Source organism: Polynucleobacter sp. Latsch14-2, from assembly GCF_018881925.1.
GTDB lineage: Bacteria > Pseudomonadota > Gammaproteobacteria > Burkholderiales > Burkholderiaceae > Polynucleobacter.
The window spans coordinates 224,449-238,138 of record NZ_JACVPL010000001.1; the positions used below are offsets into that span (position 1 = coordinate 224,449).

A 13,690-nucleotide genomic window follows, 5' to 3' on the forward strand; every position below is an offset into this window, starting at 1 on the left:
GGCGAAGCTCAGATTTTACGGCATCCTTCTCTTGCCCCGCCTACATTAGGCGATAAACCAGAATTGTCACTAAGGTAGGCGGTAATGCGGCTAATAACAAATAGCCAGCTGAGACTGCAGCATTAGGGAAATGAGTCCGCAAAATGGCGATTCCGGCAGGATTAGGAGCATTTGCAATCACGGTAAGACCGCCTCCAGCTACAGCACCGCCGACTAAAGCGAGTTTAAATTCTGGTGAGGTGCCGCTGACCAGTGAGCCAAGGTAGGTAAGCGCCGCATTATCGGTAATGGCTGTGAGAGCAAGGCTGCCGTAAAACACGGCAGTTGGGCTCATATTTTCTAGTATGGGCTGAAGCCACCAACCCTGTAATCCTCCGAGTACAACTAAACCGGCCAAGAAAAATCCAACCAGCAAGGCTTCGCGCAAAATGAGCGGGCTTTGGTGTTTAGGGTATGCAGTGGTGTAGCCAATGAAGAAGAGCAGAAGCCACATAAAAATAACAGGATCATGCGCAAAGCCAACAATGCCTGCTAAGAACAGAAGATGAATGAAAGTGGTAGTGACTGGCATCTTGCTTTGAGCAGTTTTGCTTTCGGGCTCAACGAGCTGCCGATGAAATATTACTGTGGCCAACATCGCATTAATAAAAATCGCAATGCAAGATTCAAGACCAAAGTTGGCAAACATGAATCCACTACTCCAACCCCAGGTGGACGCAACCATGAGTACGGGCGGTGCAGCAAAATTAGTGAGCGTCCCACCTATAGAAATGTTGACGAATAAAACGCCCAATGTCCCATAGAGTAGTGCGTTAGAGCACTTATGGCGATAGACTAAATCACGCAATAAAAAAGCAGCCAGAGTCATTGCTGCTGGTTCGGTGATCAGTGATCCAAGCAAGGGAGTAATGCTGAGAATTAAAAAATACAAGGTGGGCGCTTGTTTGCTTCGTAAGACAGTCTGCGCCATCTTGCTTAGGCCATGCAGAATTTGACCCGCAATGGCAAGAATGGGTTTGCTGCCAGCGACCACCATGATCGCAAAGACGAATAGGGGTTCAGTGAAATTACGATGATTGGCATAATCTTTGGCCACAGCCAAATCATTTGCAAGCCACATGAAGATGATCAGTATTGCCGCCCAAAATCCAAAGACGATTTCTACCTCGCCCAATAGATGCCAAAGACCAGAATGCTTAGGCGATTTTTTTGCAAGGCTCTCAAAATAAGATGTACAAAAAGTATGCAGCACAGCAATTGCAAAAATAATACTTGCGCCAAGTTCAGTAGGGGTAAAGTTCATACTGGAATAGTATCAGTTGATTGCTAAACGCAAAGCCTTGGCATTTTGGGAGATTTTGATGAAATTAAAGATTGGTTATCAGGATTTAATTGCGCAAGCGATGCAACAGGTTGAAATGGTTTCCCTGAGTCAGGCGAAAACATTTCTAGAGGATCCCAATACTCTGTTTGTCGATATTCGCGATATTCGTGAGCTTGAACGCGAAGGTATGATCCCAAATGCTATGCATGCTCCTCGTGGTATGTTGGAATTTTGGGTTGATCCAGACAGTCCTTACTTCAAACCGGTTTTTGGAGAGGGTAGGCGACTACTTTTATATTGCGCCTCTGCTTGGCGCTCTGCTTTGGCCACAGAAACCTTGCAAAAAATGGGCGTACCTGGAGTCTGCCATCTAGAAGGGGGATTTGCTGCTTGGAAAGAGGCGGAATTGCCTACAGTCACTAAGCCACATAAGGCTTAAGCTGCTTAAATTTTAAGCAGCCCCCGCTCTTGAAATTGGGTGGCTTGGCCCCATGTAATAGGGGTCGATAATACTTATTTAGAAGGTAGAGGATCTCCGCATGACCATGGCTAGCAAAGAAACCTTAGGCTTTCAGGCCGAAGTAAAACAACTCTTACAACTCATGATTCATTCCCTGTACTCCAACAAGGAAATCTTTTTGCGTGAGCTGATTTCAAATGCGTCCGATGCATCTGACAAGCTGCGTTTTGAGGGTATCGCCAATCCCAATTGGTATGAAGACGACCCCGATCTCAAAATCACCGTGAGCTTTGATAAGGCAGCCAGAACCGTGACAATTTCAGACAATGGCATCGGCATGAGTCGCGATGAGGTTATTGCCAATCTGGGAACTATTGCTCGCTCCGGTACAAAAGAATTTTTTACTAAGTTATCCGGTGACCAACAAAAAGACGCAGCTCTGATTGGACAATTTGGCGTTGGCTTTTATTCGGCATTTATTGTTGCTGATCGAATTACTGTTGAAACTCGTCGTGCTGGCTTGCCAGCTCAAGACGGTGTCCGCTGGGAGTCTGACGGTTCAGGCGAATTTACGGTTGAGTCAATTGACCGTCCACGGCGCGGAACTTCGATTACCATGCATTTGCGTGAAGGTGAAGATGATTTCTTGTCTAGCTATAAGCTGAAATCCATCATCCGAAAATACTCTGATCATATTTCTTTGCCCATTCAGATGAATAAAGAAGAGTGGGACGAGGAAAAGAAAGAGCAGCTTATTAAAGAGGAGCTTGAAAGTATTAACCAGTCAAGTGCCCTGTGGGCGCGCGCTAAATCTGAGATTACTGAAGAGCAGTACGACGAGTTTTATAAACACCTTTCGCATGATTTTGAAAATCCCCTGTGTTACTCCTTAAATCGTGTTGAGGGGCGTAGTGAATTTACCCAACTCCTTTATGTGCCGGCGCGTGCACCTTTTGATTTGTGGGATCGCAATAAGCGTGGCGGAATTAAGTTGTATGTGAAGCGTGTGTTCATTATGGAAGACGCGGAGCAATTAATGCCCACATATCTTCGATTTGTGACTGGCGTTATTGATTCTGTTGATTTGCCTTTAAATGTTTCGCGTGAAATATTGCAGGAATCTCGTGATGTCAAAGTGATACGCGAAAGTGCCACTAAGCGTGTTTTGAGCATGCTTGAAGAATTGGCTAATAGCGAAGATGAGGCCAAGAAAGAGAAGTACCGTATCTTCTGGGGGCAATTTGGACAAGTGCTCAAAGAAGGCATTGGTGAAGATCACGCTAATCAAGAGCGCATCCTTAAATTATTACGTTTTGCAAGTACGTATACAGATTTGGCAGATCAAACAGTATCGTTGGCTGAGTATGTATCACGCATGAAAGAAGGCCAGGACAAGATTTATTACGTCACTGGCGAAACCTTTACTGCAGCCAAGAACAGCCCCCACCTAGAGATCTTCCGTAAAAAAGGTGTCGAGGTGTTATTACTTTCTGATCGTGTTGATGAGTGGATGCTTTCTTTCTTCACAGAATTTGAGGGCAAGCAATTAACCTCAGTTGCCAAAGGCGGTCTTGATCTTGGTGCCTTGGAAGACGAGAAAGAAAAGAAAGAGCACGAGGAAACTGAGAAAAGTTTTAAGGACTTATTGGATAAGATGAAAGCAGTTCTGCTCGATAAGGCGAAGGATGTACGTATTACATTTCGCTTGACCGACTCCCCAGCCTGTTTGGTGGCGGATGAGAACGAACTTTCAGGTAATTTATTGCGCATGCTCAAGGCCGCTGGTCAGCAAGCGCCAGATACCAAACCGATTCTGGAGATCAATCCTGAGCACCCCTTACTTTTGAAGCTGAAGTACGATGACAAGCGGTTTGATGAGTGGACGAATGTCCTCTTTGATCAAGCACTATTGGCTGAAGGTGGACAGCTTAATGACCCCGCTGGGTTTGTTAAGCGCATTAACCAGTTGTTACTTAACCAGTAAAGGTCAATATGAGAAAAGTTCAGTCCCAGTTTGGCGTGGGCCCCTTGCAGCAAAAATTAGAAGTAGGAGGCATACATTTTTTGGCAGACGCTGAGCTTGCTCGTGGTGGCGCTGGAACTGGTCCATCTCCGCATGAGTATCTTGCTGCAGCCTTGGCAAGTTGCACCAGTATGACTCTCAAAATGTACGCAGAACGTAAATCTTGGAAATTAGAAAACGTATTAGTGACTGTGGATATCGAACGAGTGAATGATGTTGAGATATTGATTCGTGATGTTCAGTTGATAGGGGCATTGGATGCGGATCAAAAAGAGCGTCTACTGGATATTGCAAGTAAGTGCCCTATTCACAAAGCATTAACCGGTGAGATTGAAATAAAAACCCAGCTTGTAAATTAATACAAACTGGGTTCGCTATTGCTTTACTGCTAAATCAGAAGTGGAGAGTCCTTAGTTAGGGGCTTGATTCTTCTGATTATTTTTTCCGGCGTTGTAGCCAGAGTTGTACTCGGAGGCCTGCTCCTTTTTGTAGGCATCGTATACATAGCCAGATGCTGCACCAACTGCCGCACCGCCAACGGCACCCCAAATTGGGTTGCCATGGAAAATCGCTGTGCCTACAGCGCCAGCTGCCGCACCAATCGATGCACCAGATAAAGTGCGTTGCTCGGTATTGCTCATGTTTGAACAGCCGGCGATAGCCAAAGTTGCTGCCGTGAGAATGATAATTTTTTTCATATCAAGCGATCCTTATATATAAATAGATGTTTTGTGAGCTTATTTTCTGGCACAAGGGAAGCGCATTGCCAAAAAACCCAAAACAGTTCCAGATGCCGGCTTGTCAGCGCTTTGGGGATTAGCTTGTGCGAAGTTCACAAAATCTTTAATTACGTCATCGCGCGATGGGGCGGGTTGCTTCACGCAGATAAATGGCTTGGCACGTTGCGGATGACGGGTGGCCAAATAGGTGTCATAGATAGCTGTGGAATAACCAATACAGAAACTACGTGATTCTGGACTTGCCGGAAGTTTGCACACATTAACGAGCTCTTGGGTGCTCAGCACTTGAATTTTTTCTTGAGCCTGGGCTAGGCCTAAAAATGCGCCTACGGTGATTAATGCAGCTAAAACTTTTTTCATGGGTTCTCCCTTAGGTGTATGTAAATCAATCATAAACCATAAATATCATGATTTTTTGCACTAAATGAGTGCAAATTGCACCGAAATAGCATTTATTTTTCCCCATAATGATGCAAAAAAGAGAAGGGGAAAATTCTGTGGAAACTTTGAAATCCGGTAGTGATGCTTTATTTATTTTGCTTGGCGCCATCATGGTTTTGGCAATGCATGCGGGCTTTGCCTTTTTAGAGCTTGGAACTGTTCGCAAAAAGAATCAAGTTAATGCCTTAGTCAAAATCCTGGTCGATTTTGCAGTCTCAACAATTGCCTACTTCTTTATTGGCTATAGCATCGCCTATGGCGTGGACTTCTTTTCTGGTGCCGAAGTGTTGGCCCAGAGAAATGGCTATGAGTTAGTAAAGTTCTTCTTCCTGCTTACTTTTGCGGCCGCTATTCCTGCAATTATTTCTGGCGGTATTGCAGAGCGAGCTAAATTTAATCCTCAGTTAATTGCTACTTTTATCTTAGTTGGATTTGTCTATCCCTTCTTCGAGGGCATTGCATGGAATCAGCATTATGGAATTCAGGCTTGGATTAAAACACTCACCGGCGAGGAGTTTCATGACTTTGCTGGCTCGGTAGTAGTTCATGCTGTTGGTGGATGGATTGCATTGCCTGCGGTCCTCCTACTCGGTGCGCGACGTGGTCGCTATAACAAAGATGGCAATATATCTGCCCACCCACCCTCAAGTATTCCATTCTTGGCTTTGGGGGCATGGATTCTCGCTGTAGGTTGGTTTGGTTTTAATGTGATGAGCGCTCAATCAATCGATAAGATAAGTGGTCTCGTTGCCCTAAATTCTTTAATGGCAATGGTTGGTGGCACGCTAGCAGCTTGGGTGGTTGGTCGAAACGATCCGGGCTTTACATACAACGGCCCTTTGGCTGGCTTAGTCGCTGTTTGCGCGGGCTCCGATTTAATGCACCCTCTTGGCGCATTGGTTGTTGGCTTAGTTGCGGGCGGACTATTTGTTTATATGTTCACCTTAGTGCAAAACCGCTGGAAGATTGATGATGTCTTAGGAGTTTGGCCATTGCATGGTTTATGTGGTCTTTGGGGTGGTTTAGCTGCTGGCATCTTCGGCACAAAAGCCTTAGGCGGTATTGGTGGCGTCTCGTTTACAGGGCAGCTCATTGGTAGTGCAATGGGAGTCGGAATCGCTTTGATCGGCGGCTTTGCGGTCTACGGAACCTTGAAGATTGTCTTGGGAATACGTATGTCTCAAGAAGAAGAGTACGAGGGCGCAGACTTAAGTACACACCGAATCTCTTCTTCGCCGGATCGCGAACCAAATTGGTAATCATCTCAAGCTGTACTGGTAACTGTTTACTGCATATAATTAGTTATGGCTATATTTGAACTTGACGGAGTTGCCCCTCAACTAGATGAGGGAGCTTGGGTTGCCGAGAGCGCAGAAGTGATCGGCAAAGTACACATGCACAAGAATGCCAGTGTCTGGCCTACTGTGGTGGTGCGAGGCGATAACGATCTTATTGAGATTGGCGAGGACAGTAATGTGCAGGATGCATCTGTTCTGCATACTGATCCTGGCTTTGAGTTAATTATCGGCAAGCGCGTTACGATTGGTCATCAAGTAATGTTGCATGGTTGTCAAATTGGCGATGGTAGTCTTATTGGTATCGGTGCCGTGGTTTTGAATGGCGCAAAAATTGGTAAGAATTGCTTAGTAGGGGCTGGTGCGCTAGTGACCGAAGGAAAAGAGTTTCCTGATGGATCGATGATTTTGGGATCGCCTGCCAAAGCCGTGAAGACTCTAGAGCCAGAGCAAATGAAAAAGATTGAAGACATTGCTGGTCGCTACGTGAAAAATGCACAACGCCATGCTAAGACCCTTAAAAGAATTGCATAAAAATTGCTCTTTGTTTTTAATGTAGTTCTACCAGTTTTTGCGCTCATTCTTGTAGGTTATCTTTGCGGTAGGTCTGGCAAGTTAGGTCAGAATGCTTCTGTCGAACTCAATCGTTTTGTAGTGTGGCTTGCGCTACCAGCCCAATTATTTAATTTCGCTGCCAATAGCACTTTGCAGTCACTCTGGCAGCCAGGGTTTATCTTGGCATTTGGTGTTGGCTGCCTAGTTGTTTTCTTTGTTACTTTTTTGATTAGCTGGTGTTGTAAACCAGATCTGGCATTGGCTAGCTTCGCAGGTTTAAGTGCCTCATATTCAAACACCGGCTATATGGGTATCCCGCTCTGTATTTTGGCTCTAGGACAAGATGGTTTTGCCCCAGCGGTAATTGCCACATTCATAGTATTTGGCATGTTTGCTTTGGCAACTGTCTTCATTGAGATTGGTACTCTCGCAGATAAAAAATCTCATGAGATTGCATGGAGTGCTATTAAGTCCCTATGCTCAAACCCTTTATTACTTGCGCCGGTTGCGGGTTTGTTATGGTCCTCAACTAACCTTCCTTTGTATGATCCCTTACAGCAATCGATTGCATTTTTAGCGGCCGCAGCTAGTCCGTGCGCCTTAGTCTCTATTGGTTTATTTCTGATTCAGAAACAAAATACAGAAACGAACTCTGCCTGGGGTTTAAGTTTTGCAAAGCTGTTTATTCAGCCGATCATTACTTGGCTAATCGCTGGACCCGTTTTAAATTTACCAACACTATGGGTGAATGCCGCTGTAATCTTAAGCGCTCTGCCAACCGGTACCGGCCCTTTTATGTTGGCGCAGTATTACAACGCTGATGGTAGAACCATTTCTCGCGTGGTGTTATTAACTACTGTGAGCTCTCTAGTAACGCTCTCTCTACTGCTTTGGTGGCATAGCGGGGTTTAGGCTGCACAAAGTGCTTTAGACTGTGCTGATATGGAAGAGATTAATTTTTGGATTGGCATTGTTGCTACGATTGCATTTGCGATTACCGGTGTACTGGCGATTGCTGATCGTGGTGTAGATATTTTTGGAGTGTTAGTGCTGGGTGTGATTACGGCGATCGGTGGCGGTACGGTACGCGACATTATTTTACAAACCCCCACCTTCTGGTCCCAGTCTCAAATTTATGTATGGCTCGCGCTAGGGGCTAGCATTTTGACTTTTATGGCGGAATCTTTTTTTACTCAGCCGCAAATTTATCGTTGGATGCTCTACATCGACGGACTCGGCGCCGCACTCTTTGGTATTGCGGGTGCGGACAAGGCTTGGAATATGGGATTTGGTCTGCCACTCGGACCTGTTATTTTGGGTATCGTGACTGCCATTGGCGGCGGATTATTGCGAGATATTTTAGCCGGCAGAAAAACACTGTTGATGTCTTATGAGTTGTATGCGATCCCAGTCACTTTGGGTTGCTGTGTATATGTGCTCATACTCAACTTTTTACCGCAACACACCATCGAAGGTTCGATGGTGTGTATCTTAGCAATTTTTGGCTTACGTGCTGCTGCTATTTACTGGGATCTACGCGTTCCCAAAATGTTCATCACTAAAACGCGCTAACAGCCCCATCACTGCGTGGATCCCAGCCCCCACGTAATGTGCCTGAGGGTTCGCGAATAATGCAACCTGCATGGCCAACGGTCTCATCAAATGCATCGAGCATTTCGATTTCGTGGCCTAAAGCATGTAATTCTTTAGCAACCCATGGACTAAAGCGAGATTCGAGTTTGAGGCTGTCGCTAGTTTGCCCCCAAGTACGACCTAGCAACCAACGGGGACGGCTAATGGCATCTTGTGGATCTAGGCCATAAGTTGCTGTGCGGGTAAATACAGCGCATTGTGTTTGGGGTTGACCATCACCACCCATCGTTCCGTACACCATTTGGCGGCCATCATTAAAGAGAGCGAGCGCTGGATTGAGGGTGTGAAATGGTTTTCGATAGGGCTCTAGATGATTAAGTGCTTTCGGGTCTAGCGAAAAGCTACAGCCACGGTTTTGCCAGTTGACGCCAGATTGAGGTAATACGATTCCAGCACCAAATTCATGATAAATACTTTGGATAAAAGAAACGGAATTTCCTTGCCCATCAATCACGCCCATCCAAATAGTGTCGGCAGGCCCTTTACCTTGGCCCCAAGGAAGCGCTTTTTCAGGATCAATATTTTTAGCAAGTTTTTTTAAAAAAGCGGGGGCTAAAAATGATTGCGCATTTTTTACCATGTATGCAGGATCAGTAACAAACTTATCGCGAACTTTGAAGGCTTGCTTGGTTGCTTCAACACAATGATGAACATATTGAGCGCTATCGACTTGGAAGCGTTTCAGATTGAGTTGGTCCAAGATGCCAATGATCATTAATGACACAACCCCTTGCGTAGGTGGCGTCATGTTGTAGACATTACCCAGGCTGTGCTTTAACTCAAGAGGATCAATCAGCTTTGCCTGATGGCGATGCAAGTCATCCAGGCGAAGAGGGCTGCCAATGTCAGTTAGCTCTTTTGCGAGCAAATTAGCTAAGTCACCACGGTAATAATCTTCCGTTCCTTTTCGGGCAATTTGCCTTAAGGTTTTCGCTAAGCGCTCTTGTTTAAAAATGCTACCAAGTGCAGGCGCTTTTCCATCAACTAAAAAGGTTTCAGAAAAGCCGGGTATGGGAGTTAATTCTTCGCACTTCTTGGCGGTGAGGCTAGATTGACTGTATGTCACAGGTACGCCAGCTTGAGCATATTGAATTGCATCAGCCAGCAAACGAGAAAGAGGCATCTTCCCTTTAAGCGCCTGTTTCGAAAGTCGATGCGCTGCACCCCAACCGGAAATAGTTCCAGCGACAGTGTTTGCTGCTACGGACCCTCGAAATGGAATTGCTTTAGTGATGCCACGTTCTGCATACCACTGCTTAGTTGCAAGCCCAGCTGCAGCGCCACATGCGTCAATGCCGCCCATAGCCTTGCCGGGAGAGTGGATGACCCAGAAGGAATCACCGCCAATAGAATTCATGTGCGGGTAGACGACTGCAATAGTCGCAGCTGCCGCCACCATTGCTTCTAAGGCATTTCCGCCTTCCCTTAAAACTGCTAGAGCAGATTCTGAAGCAAGCGAATGTGGCGCCACTGCCATCCCACGAATACCCCATTTTTGCTGCATATATTGCTCTCCGGATGATTTGTTGCTATTTGCACTAATAACATTGTAGAACTCGGGAAAACCCCGATCCCATTTGATGGGGAATTACCCTAACTAGTGGATTTCTATGAAAATTTTCACCGCATAATTGGCTCGTTGTTTATTTTCTATAAAAATAGTTAGGAGCTACTGATGTCAACATCAACTAAAGCAGCCCCAATGACCGCTGAAGAGCGCAAAGTTATTTTTGCTTCCTCTTTAGGTACGGTTTTTGAGTGGTACGACTTTTATCTTTACGGTTCATTGGCTGCAGTTATTGCCAAGCAGTTCTTCTCAGGCTTAGATGCGGGTTCCGCCTTCATTTTCGCTTTATTGGCATTTGCTGCCGGCTTTATCGTGCGCCCTTTTGGTGCCTTGGTATTTGGTCGCTTGGGCGATTTGATTGGTCGTAAGTACACCTTCTTGGTGACTATTTTAATTATGGGCGGCGCGACATTTATCGTCGGTATTTTGCCAAACTACGCCACGATTGGTGTAGCTGCTCCTGTGATCTTGATTGCATTGCGCATGCTTCAAGGTTTGGCTTTGGGTGGCGAGTATGGCGGTGCTGCAACTTATGTTGCTGAGCATGCTCCTCATGGTAAGCGTGGCGCATATACCGCCTGGATTCAGACAACGGCTACCCTTGGCTTGTTCTTATCCTTGCTCGTGATTTTGTTTACCCGTGAATTCACGGGCGCAGACTTCGAAGTTTGGGGCTGGCGGATACCTTTCATCGTGTCTATTGCATTGTTGGCAGTTTCAGTTTGGATTCGCTTGTCCATGAATGAATCTCCAGCTTTCAAGAAGATGAAAGACGAAGGTAAATTATCTAAAGCGCCTTTGACAGAGTCATTTGGTCAGTGGAAGAACTTAAAGATTGTTATCTTGGCATTGTTTGGTTTGGTTGCAGGCCAAGCGGTGGTTTGGTATACAGGCCAGTTCTATGCTTTGTTCTATCTCACCCAAGTATTAAAAGTAGATGCTAAAACTGCAAACTTATTGATTGCAGCTTCTTTAGTAGTTGGCACACCGTTCTTTGTCGTATTCGGTAGCTTGTCGGACAAGATTGGCCGCAAGGTCATCATCATGGCTGGCTTGTTGTTGGCTGTTATTACTTACATTCCAAATACACCAGTTTCAGTATTTAATGCCTTGACCCACTTTGCCAATCCAGCATTGGAAAAAGCCATGGCAAATGCACCAGCAACGATTACTGCTGATGTAAATGAATGTACGTTCCAGTTCAACCCAACAGGTACTGCTAAGTTCACAAGTTCTTGCGATATTGCAAAACAAGTGATGGCTTCGAACTCTGCCAGCTACACTACCGTTGCTGCGCCTGCTGGCACAGTCGCTGTTGTGAAGATTGGCGATCTCGAAATCCCTGGCTATACAGCTAAAGGCTTGGACCCTGCCGATGCAAAAGCAAAGGATGCTGAGTTTAAGAAAGCTATTCGTGAGGCATTGAACAAAGAAGGTTACCCAGTTAAGGCTGATCCAGCTCAGATTAACTATGTAGCTGTTTTCTTCTTACTGCTTTACCTCGTGATTTTGGTAACGATGGTGTATGGTCCGATCGCAGCTATGTTAGTTGAGATGTTCCCAACCCGTATTCGTTATACATCTATGTCCTTGCCATACCACATTGGTAATGGTTGGTTCGGCGGCTTATTGCCAACGATCTCCTTTGCCTTGGTGGCGCAGAACGGTAATATTTACTATGGTCTCTGGTACCCAATCATTATTGCTGCAATGACATTGGTTATCGGTGTGCTCTTCGTTCGCGAAACGAAAGACGTAGATATCTATGCACGTGACTAAGTTGTTTTAGTCTGCAGTAAATTGAAAACCCGATCACTTAGTGGTCGGGTTTTTTTATTCCCACAAATTTTTCTGATGACTACCGTTGAGGAGCGCTGCATTTTGGGCTGCAATAGAGATTTTTTTGGAACCATGTATATGTTTAATCTCTGCGCCAGCGGCAATGACACCTTCCTGATGAACCCTCAAATACCAACCACTGCATCCTGATTGCAGCATTGCTTTTGCAGCGCCTTTGTAACCCATGGCAGCATTAAATTTAAAGCAAGGCTCGCGTAATTTGACAACCGAAAATTCAAGTCCGCCAATGATTAATGTGTCGCCAACATAGACCTGACTTTCCAGTAAGCCCTCGATGGTGAAATTTTCACCGATAGCGCCGTATTGAAGCGCCACTGTTTTTTTGGTTTCTCGGGTCAATAACTCATTCCAAAAAGCATAGTGTTCTGCGGGATACGTATAAATAGCCTTTTCAATTCCACCATGCACTGAGCGATCTGCTTGTTCATCGTCTTTAACGCCTAGATTGGTAATCACAACGGGGCTAGGGTTACTTAGGTCACTAATTGAACGTTTGCGAATCGCTGACGTGACTGCTTTTTCATTGGATTGATGCTCGCCAAAGAGTGGGGCAACTTTGCCACAAGAGATAGATAGGAGTCGCATGAGAGTTTTTGCCTGATAAGATCACATCATAAGCTGAAGAAAGCGAAAGATGATTACATATTGCAGGGTTTTAGTGGCGGTGGTTTGTATGACATTTGGTCAGTTTGCACATGCCAAGTGGGATGAGGAGCGTGATGTCACTACCAATGGCAAAGAAGAGTTTGTCTATTACTACAAGACTAATGAGCAGGGTCAGAAGTTGGTGCTCGATAAATACATCAAGCGCTTAATCTTTATTCAGAAGGATCGCTTTCGGAAGCGCGTTATTAGTCAGATTAAGATTGATGGCTTGGAGATCGATGTGATGAGCGACCCCTTTTCGCACTACCCAGAACAAACCGCTATCACTTTTGACAATAAGGATGAAGTGCTTAAAAAGCTATTTCTGGCGAAGAAAATTGAGGTTTATCTGCATTATGGTCGCGAACCTGGGATGAGTACCTTTCAGATTAAGTAGGTCGTAGCACTCTATTTAGACAGATGCGCTCCCATCCTTTATAATTTCCAGTTCGGCGATTTAGCTCAGTTGGTTAGAGCGATGGAATCATAATCCACAGGTCCGGGGTTCGAATCCCTGAATCGCCACCAAATCAAAAGGCCATTGCCAAGCGGTAGTGGCCTTTTTCTTAGGTCTCTTGGGCGCTCAATATGGCTAAGTTTTGGAATTTCATCCTTTTTCAGCTTGGTTGGTTTGCCTGTGTATGGGGCGCAGCCAACCAAAAAGTCCTTTGGGCTGTTATCGGGACAATGGCCTACATTGTTTTTCATATTTGGCGGTCAGATACGCCAAAATTAGAGTTAGCTCTATTGGTTAAGGCTGTTATGTACGGAGTAAGTGCTGACACACTTATTATGTATTTGGATCTATTGGACTTTAGGGATAACTGGCCTGTGCCATATCTGTCACCGGTATGGATGTGGGTCCTATGGGCTTTGGTGGCTAGTACCATTAATAGTTCCTTATCTTGGCTTAGGGGTAGACCTCTTTTGGGCGCTATTTTAGGTGCTATATCCGGGCCAATGTCTTATGAGGCTGGGGTAAGGATGGGGGCAGGTACCTGGGGTCCAAGAGGGCAGGTAATGGGGATGTTGCTAATAGCCGTCATCTGGGGCATTGCAATACCACTCTTCTTTTATTGGGATCGCAAGGCTTTAGGTAAAGGCTTAATCAAAAATCCGTAATGACA

General features: G+C 45.4%; 15 protein-coding genes and 1 tRNA gene. 11 read left to right on the forward strand and 5 right to left on the reverse strand.

The annotated features are described in order from the left end of the window. Window positions 1–40: 40 nt before the first annotated feature. The gene (locus ICN46_RS01225; RefSeq protein ID WP_216203681.1) at window positions 41–1,303 is read right to left on the reverse strand and encodes a putative Na+/H+ antiporter; all 1,263 of its coding nucleotides are present in this window, start codon (window positions 1,301–1,303) and stop codon (window positions 41–43) included. A gap of 58 nt (window positions 1,304–1,361) precedes the next feature. Between ICN46_RS01225 and ICN46_RS01230 the strand changes: the two genes are divergently transcribed. From ICN46_RS01230 to ICN46_RS01240, 3 genes are all read left to right on the forward strand, one after another. Continuing rightward, complete coding sequence (locus tag ICN46_RS01230; RefSeq protein ID WP_216203683.1) at window positions 1,362–1,763, forward strand: rhodanese-like domain-containing protein; 402 nt, start codon at window positions 1,362–1,364, stop codon at window positions 1,761–1,763. A gap of 100 nt (window positions 1,764–1,863) precedes the next feature. Beyond that, window positions 1,864–3,768 (forward strand): molecular chaperone HtpG, encoded by a 1,905-nt coding sequence (gene htpG, locus ICN46_RS01235; RefSeq protein WP_370625462.1) that lies wholly within the window; start codon window positions 1,864–1,866, stop codon window positions 3,766–3,768. Between the two features lie 8 nt (window positions 3,769–3,776). Then, entirely contained in the window at window positions 3,777–4,166 is a 390-nt protein-coding gene (locus tag ICN46_RS01240; RefSeq protein ID WP_216203685.1) for an OsmC family protein, read from the forward strand. Window positions 4,167–4,217: 51 nt separating this feature from the next. Here the strand turns inward: ICN46_RS01240 and ICN46_RS01245 are convergent, their stop codons facing one another. Both ICN46_RS01245 and ICN46_RS01250 read right to left on the reverse strand, forming a co-directional pair. Continuing rightward, window positions 4,218–4,505: a membrane lipoprotein lipid attachment site-containing protein gene (locus ICN46_RS01245; protein WP_216203687.1), complete on the reverse strand. Its 288-nt coding sequence runs from the start codon at window positions 4,503–4,505 to the stop codon at window positions 4,218–4,220. A gap of 39 nt (window positions 4,506–4,544) precedes the next feature. Continuing rightward, a complete protein-coding gene (locus ICN46_RS01250) occupies window positions 4,545–4,907 on the reverse strand; it encodes a Rap1a/Tai family immunity protein (protein WP_216203689.1) in 363 nt (120 codons plus the stop codon). Between the two features lie 110 nt (window positions 4,908–5,017). On the opposite strand from ICN46_RS01250, the gene ICN46_RS01255 reads away from it, so the two are divergent. From ICN46_RS01255 to ICN46_RS01270, 4 genes are read left to right on the forward strand one after another with little or no spacing between them, the layout of a single operon-like run. Beyond that, the gene (locus tag ICN46_RS01255; RefSeq protein ID WP_216860264.1) at window positions 5,018–6,247 is read left to right on the forward strand and encodes an ammonium transporter; all 1,230 of its coding nucleotides are present in this window, start codon (window positions 5,018–5,020) and stop codon (window positions 6,245–6,247) included. A gap of 45 nt (window positions 6,248–6,292) precedes the next feature. Continuing rightward, window positions 6,293–6,817, forward strand: coding sequence for a gamma carbonic anhydrase family protein (locus tag ICN46_RS01260; protein WP_216203693.1), 525 nt, complete (start codon window positions 6,293–6,295; stop codon window positions 6,815–6,817). 3 nt (window positions 6,818–6,820) lie between these two features. Continuing rightward, window positions 6,821–7,750: an AEC family transporter gene (locus ICN46_RS01265; protein ID WP_216203696.1), complete on the forward strand. Its 930-nt coding sequence runs from the start codon at window positions 6,821–6,823 to the stop codon at window positions 7,748–7,750. A 30-nt stretch (window positions 7,751–7,780) separates the two neighbouring features. Next, the gene (locus ICN46_RS01270) at window positions 7,781–8,410 is read left to right on the forward strand and encodes a trimeric intracellular cation channel family protein (RefSeq protein WP_216203697.1); all 630 of its coding nucleotides are present in this window, start codon (window positions 7,781–7,783) and stop codon (window positions 8,408–8,410) included. On the opposite strand, the gene ICN46_RS01275 is transcribed toward ICN46_RS01270, so the two are convergent. Next, window positions 8,397–9,995 carry a gamma-glutamyltransferase family protein gene (locus tag ICN46_RS01275; protein WP_216203699.1) on the reverse strand — a complete coding sequence of 533 codons (1,599 nt, stop codon included), beginning with the start codon at window positions 9,993–9,995 and terminating at the stop codon, window positions 8,397–8,399. The two genes, ICN46_RS01270 and ICN46_RS01275, sit on opposite strands and share 14 nt — an antisense overlap. A 171-nt stretch (window positions 9,996–10,166) precedes the next feature. Here ICN46_RS01275 and ICN46_RS01280 point away from each other — a divergent pair, with 171 nt between their 5' ends. Continuing rightward, window positions 10,167–11,837, forward strand: a complete 1,671-nt coding sequence (locus ICN46_RS01280) for an MFS transporter (protein WP_216203701.1) — start codon at window positions 10,167–10,169, stop codon at window positions 11,835–11,837. A gap of 54 nt (window positions 11,838–11,891) precedes the next feature. On the opposite strand, the gene ICN46_RS01285 is transcribed toward ICN46_RS01280, so the two are convergent. Continuing rightward, complete coding sequence (locus tag ICN46_RS01285) at window positions 11,892–12,503, reverse strand: MOSC domain-containing protein (RefSeq protein WP_216203703.1); 612 nt, start codon at window positions 12,501–12,503, stop codon at window positions 11,892–11,894. Between the two features lie 49 nt (window positions 12,504–12,552). Here ICN46_RS01285 and ICN46_RS01290 point away from each other — a divergent pair, with 49 nt between their 5' ends. From ICN46_RS01290 to ICN46_RS01300, 3 genes are all read left to right on the forward strand, one after another. Next, on the forward strand, window positions 12,553–12,960 hold the full coding sequence (locus tag ICN46_RS01290) for a hypothetical protein (RefSeq protein ID WP_216203705.1): 408 nt from the start codon (window positions 12,553–12,555) through the stop codon (window positions 12,958–12,960). Between the two features lie 54 nt (window positions 12,961–13,014). Then, window positions 13,015–13,091, forward strand: a tRNA-Met gene (locus ICN46_RS01295). Between the two features lie 60 nt (window positions 13,092–13,151). Next, the gene (locus ICN46_RS01300; RefSeq protein ID WP_216203707.1) at window positions 13,152–13,685 is read left to right on the forward strand and encodes a DUF2878 domain-containing protein; all 534 of its coding nucleotides are present in this window, start codon (window positions 13,152–13,154) and stop codon (window positions 13,683–13,685) included. Window positions 13,686–13,690: the final 5 nt, after the last annotated feature.

Bases quoted from the DNA above. Each gene is read 5' to 3' on its own strand.
- ICN46_RS01225 (WP_216203681.1), bottom strand. From the start codon at position 1,303: ATGAACTTTACCCCTACTGAACTTGGCGCAAGTATTATTTTTGCAATT.
- ICN46_RS01230 (WP_216203683.1), top strand. From the start codon at position 1,362: ATGAAATTAAAGATTGGTTATCAGGATTTAATTGCGCAAGCGATGCAA.
- htpG (WP_370625462.1), top strand. From the start codon at position 1,864: ATGACCATGGCTAGCAAAGAAACCTTAGGCTTTCAGGCCGAAGTAAAA.
- ICN46_RS01240 (WP_216203685.1), top strand. From the start codon at position 3,777: ATGAGAAAAGTTCAGTCCCAGTTTGGCGTGGGCCCCTTGCAGCAAAAA.
- ICN46_RS01245 (WP_216203687.1), bottom strand. From the start codon at position 4,505: ATGAAAAAAATTATCATTCTCACGGCAGCAACTTTGGCTATCGCCGGC.
- ICN46_RS01250 (WP_216203689.1), bottom strand. From the start codon at position 4,907: ATGAAAAAAGTTTTAGCTGCATTAATCACCGTAGGCGCATTTTTAGGC.
- ICN46_RS01255 (WP_216860264.1), top strand. From the start codon at position 5,018: ATGCAAAAAAGAGAAGGGGAAAATTCTGTGGAAACTTTGAAATCCGGT.
- ICN46_RS01260 (WP_216203693.1), top strand. From the start codon at position 6,293: ATGGCTATATTTGAACTTGACGGAGTTGCCCCTCAACTAGATGAGGGA.
- ICN46_RS01270 (WP_216203697.1), top strand. From the start codon at position 7,781: ATGGAAGAGATTAATTTTTGGATTGGCATTGTTGCTACGATTGCATTT.
- ICN46_RS01275 (WP_216203699.1), bottom strand. From the start codon at position 9,995: ATGCAGCAAAAATGGGGTATTCGTGGGATGGCAGTGGCGCCACATTCG.
- ICN46_RS01280 (WP_216203701.1), top strand. From the start codon at position 10,167: ATGTCAACATCAACTAAAGCAGCCCCAATGACCGCTGAAGAGCGCAAA.
- ICN46_RS01285 (WP_216203703.1), bottom strand. From the start codon at position 12,503: ATGCGACTCCTATCTATCTCTTGTGGCAAAGTTGCCCCACTCTTTGGC.
- ICN46_RS01290 (WP_216203705.1), top strand. From the start codon at position 12,553: ATGATTACATATTGCAGGGTTTTAGTGGCGGTGGTTTGTATGACATTT.
- ICN46_RS01300 (WP_216203707.1), top strand. From the start codon at position 13,152: ATGGCTAAGTTTTGGAATTTCATCCTTTTTCAGCTTGGTTGGTTTGCC.